Annotated in this window: 3 protein-coding genes; all 3 read right to left on the bottom strand. The window is 64.7% G+C overall.

Going from position 1 to position 4,011, the window contains the following annotated elements; genetic code table 11:
* On the bottom strand, positions 1-855 hold an 855-nt coding region (locus AC629_RS37775), incomplete at its 3' end, for a helicase HerA domain-containing protein (protein ID WP_143199758.1).
* Positions 856-960: 105 nt separating this feature from the next.
* The gene (locus tag AC629_RS37770) at positions 961-1,779 is read right to left on the bottom strand and encodes a zinc/iron-chelating domain-containing protein (RefSeq protein ID WP_084809811.1); all 819 of its coding nucleotides are present in this window, start codon (positions 1,777-1,779) and stop codon (positions 961-963) included.
* A gap of 473 nt (positions 1,780-2,252) precedes the next feature.
* A complete protein-coding gene (locus AC629_RS47335) occupies positions 2,253-3,317 on the bottom strand; it encodes a ketopantoate reductase family protein (RefSeq protein WP_084809810.1) in 1,065 nt (354 codons plus the stop codon).
* Positions 3,318-4,011 lie beyond the last annotated feature (694 nt).

Below are 4,011 nucleotides of genomic sequence, written 5' to 3'. Positions count from 1 at the left end.
CGGCGGGGCGGCCAGGATCACGGCGCGCGCATCCTCAAGTGTGGCTTCCGGCAGCGGCATCAGCCGCGGCGTGGAATTGCGCGGCTGGGTGTCGGTCGCGCCGATATTCAAACGCAAGGGGCGTCGTGACAGCGCCGGGCCGAGCGCCATGAACTGGCCGCGCTCGAGATCGCGAAAGGATTCGGCCTGTCGCCGCTCCATACCGAGCAGGTCGGCGGCGCGCGCCATGTCGATGTCGAGGAAGGTCCGGCCCATCAGGAAATTGGAGGCTTCGGCCGCAACGTTCTTGGCGAGCTTTGCCAGGCGCTGGGTTGCGATGATGCCGGCAAGGCCGCGCTTGCGACCGCGGCACATCAGATTGGTCATCGCACCGAGCGAAAGTTTTCGCGCCTCGTCCGAGACTTCGCCAGCGACCGCCGGCGCGAACAGTTGCGCCTCGTCCACCACCACCAGCATCGGGTACCAATGGTCGCGGTCCACGTCGAACATACCGCCGAGGAAGGCCGCCGCACGGCGCATCTGGTTTTCGGCGTCGAGCCCTTCGAGATTGAGCACAGTGGAGACGCGATGCAGCCGCGCGCGCTCGCCGGCGACCTGAAGGCCGCGCTCGGTGTGATCTTCAGCGTCGATCACCAGATGGCCGAAACGCTCGGCCAACGTGACGAAGTCGCCCTCGGGGTCGATGATGGCCTGCTGCACCCAGGGCGCGCTCTGTTCCAACAGCCGCCGCAACAGATGTGACTTGCCGGAGCCCGAATTGCCCTGCACCAGGAGGCGGGTCGCCAGCAGTTCCTCGAGGTCCATGGCCGCCACGGCGCCTGCCGTGGTCTGCCCCATCTCGATCGCAACCGTCATGTCCCCGACTCAAGTCCCAGCCATTCGCGGACAGGGGCTTATCAACCCGGCCGGGGCGCGTCGAGCGCTACCGCGCGAATCATGCCGTGTTGCCCACGGCGGAGTTCAGGCGTGATTCGACTGCCGTAGAAGTGCGGGCCGGTAGGGGGCTTGCGGATCGTCGTCCTCGTTCTCGGGAATCGCGCAGGAGCCGAATTCCTGCCTGATCCGCTCGATCTCGGCGATGCGCTCGTGCAGCCGCTGCAAATGCTCGGCCGATGTCGCCCGCCAGAACCGGAAGGTGTCGGTGGTGAGCGGCAGGAACGCCGTGCCGAACAACGTCGGATCAGGAACGACGGTGCGTCCGAGCAGCAAGTAGCGGTTCGCGCCGGAGACGACGAGGGTCGCGTAGCCGCGGTTGCCGATCCGCCTGATCCCGTTCAGCGACCATTCGGCGAGCTTGCTGAAATACGGCTCCTCGCGCCAGCGATCGGGACAATGGTCATCGACCGTCACGTTGACGGCGTCCTGGCTGAAATGCACGATGATGCCCGACTTCGCGGGAAACCACTCGTCGTCGAGGTGACCTTGCAGCCAGGCGCAGACGAATGAGCGGCACATCTGTGGGCGGCGGTCGTAGATGGTGCATCCGGTGCCCGTCTGCCAATGCTCGCAGAGCTGGTTTACCGGCTTGTCGACGGCGGCCACCTCGAGAATGTCGCAGCAGGCATTGCACGATCCGCATTGTCGGGTCAGCGGCGCCGTCTTCGGCACGCCGGTCGCGCGAAAACCCTGACCGTCGCGAACCAGGAGCTTCTGCTTCTCCAGCGCGTTCAACGCACGTTCGATCTTGAGACGGGACAGTCCGGTGGCGTCGATCACGCCCTTAATCGTCGTCGCGCCTGCCTCTACCGCGCGGACGACGCTCAGCATCGCCTGATCCATTTTTGTCGTTCTGGCCTTCTCTCAATTCTTTTGCGGCGATCAAGCTCGGCTCCGGCCCCAATGCCACGGAACCGGCGTCCCAAACCGTGACGCGACTGCGAGACAAGGCAGCAAACCCGACGTAGACGCATGCAGCGTTTGCGCTAATGAAGGATCGCGAGATTCGTCCGAGCCGCTGCGAGCGGGAAGCCGGTTCACCTTAGCTCAATTCGCCGGGAAATAGATCCCTATGGCATCGCGCTCAACGACTATCTGAAGCCCAACCTGCAGGAGCCTCACGCAGACGTGATAGGCAGGCAGCCGCCAGCGAAACACGGCAACGGAGCTCGGGTGGGGTTGGTTTCGTGCCACACCGGGAGTTTCCGTGCCTGAATGCTCGGTCCCGACCGGCCGTTCCGCCGGCGGAGCGACACGCGCCGCCGCTGTACGACGAAAGTGTAGTGCGCGCCGTCGGGGAATTGAATCGACACGCGCTACTGCGCGCCGGATCCACCCTGTACGATCTTCTCGTTCAGCTTCTGGTCCACGGTCTCGACCGTGCGGTCGATCTCTGCGTTGGGCACGCCGAGCTGATGCGAGATCAGCTTCACCAGCAGATCGACCCGCTCGATGAAGGGCGCGCCGCTCGCGACCGCGCGCGCGGCCGATGACGGCTTGAGCAGGCTTTCGGCGGCCTTGGCGTATTTCGCGAAGGGGACCTGATCCTGCGGATCGGCGCCGAGGCGGCGGGCGATCGCGTCGACGTGGTCGTAGATCGTCTGCGAGCGCGCGAGATCGCCGTGCACGGCGTCGCGGATCGACTGCGGCTCGTGCGGCGTGATGCAGCGGTAATTGCCGGTCAGCAGCATCGACCATTTCGCCAGCGGCACGAACAGCGAGTCGAACACCTTCAGCTTCACCGGCACGTCGTGGCCGTCGAGCGTCACCGCGTCGATGCCGGCCTCGAGCTCGCGCAGCACCTTGTTATGCTTCTCGTCGGCGAACGCCGATGCCTTGAAGTTCGTGGGCAGGCCGACATGGAGCACATTTGCCGCTTCTTCCGGCGGACGGAAGGCCTGCGGGTCGGGCGAGCACAGCGTCACCAGGCCGGGCTCGAAGCGCTCCCAAACCTGAGCATTGGTGTAGGCCTCCTCGAGGTCCATGCCTGCGAGCGAGGGGATCCGCTTCAGGTAGGGCAACGGCGGCATGTTCATGATCGACAGGCACGGCAGCTTCGCCGCGGCGATCTTGACCATGAGAACGCGGACGGTGTGGTTGGTGTATTGCGGCTCCTGCATCGCAAGGCCGACCATGTCGTAGCGGGAGACGTCGACATCGGCCGGCGTCACCGCGTCGAGCTTGCCGGGCAGGTTGCGCGAGAAGATGGCACGGTGCACCGCCTCGTCGCGCAACTTGATGCGCACCTCGGTACCGTCGCGATTGATCAGCTCCGCAGTCTTGGCGCGGCAGACCAGGGTGACGTTGTGCCCTGCCATCAGGAGCTTCGTGCCCAGCAGGGAGCCGTAGGAAGCCCCGAGAATCAGAATGTTGCGCGCCATGCTTCTTCCCTTTGACAACTCATGCGATTTTTGAGCCCCGGCCGTTACCCGGGGGTGAGTTGGCGGCATGTAAGGCAAACTGCCCGGGGATGGCAACTGGGATAATGCATACAAGGCTCCAGAGGTTCGGTTGGCAGTCCCGGCGTGCTGCCCGGCGGAAAATAGTGTGACGGGTCCCGAAGCCCGGATGGAGTGAAGCGAAGTCCGGGGACCGGCGTCGCTGGTGATGAGTAACCCGGATTGCGCTGCGCTCATTCCGGCTACGGGCCGACCCAGTCCTCGCGTTGCCCGTCGGGCAAAACACCTAGCGGGTTGTCAACCGGTGCCCACAAAAATATTCCGCTTTACCGAAGTTCGGATTTGCCGTATTTATCGCGTATCCCGGCTCACCCTTGAGGGGCGATCGTGTGTCGTCACGTTTCGCAGGGACGGGCTTGCGGTGGACGCGGCAGCGTCGGGCGCGAGAGGTCAAGGGCAGGGCGGATTGCTCTCCGTGAGCCCGTGGCCACGTGCGGACGAGCGGCGCTGACAGTTCGTCTCGCCAGCATTTTCTTGGCAATGTCGACAAGGCCGGGAAACAATGTGGCGAACACGCGAACGCGCGTACGGCAAAACCGTGTGGTCCTGGCCGTCGTTGCTACGGTCAAGCCTTTGCGGAGATGCTTGCGAGCCCAACCGGGCGGACGGCATCGTC

It is taken from the genome of Bradyrhizobium sp. NAS80.1 (assembly GCF_001908205.1).
Taxonomy (GTDB): domain Bacteria; phylum Pseudomonadota; class Alphaproteobacteria; order Rhizobiales; family Xanthobacteraceae; genus Bradyrhizobium.
Note: the sequence above shows the minus strand (reverse complement) of the source record. Positions and strands in the feature narration are given on the sequence as shown.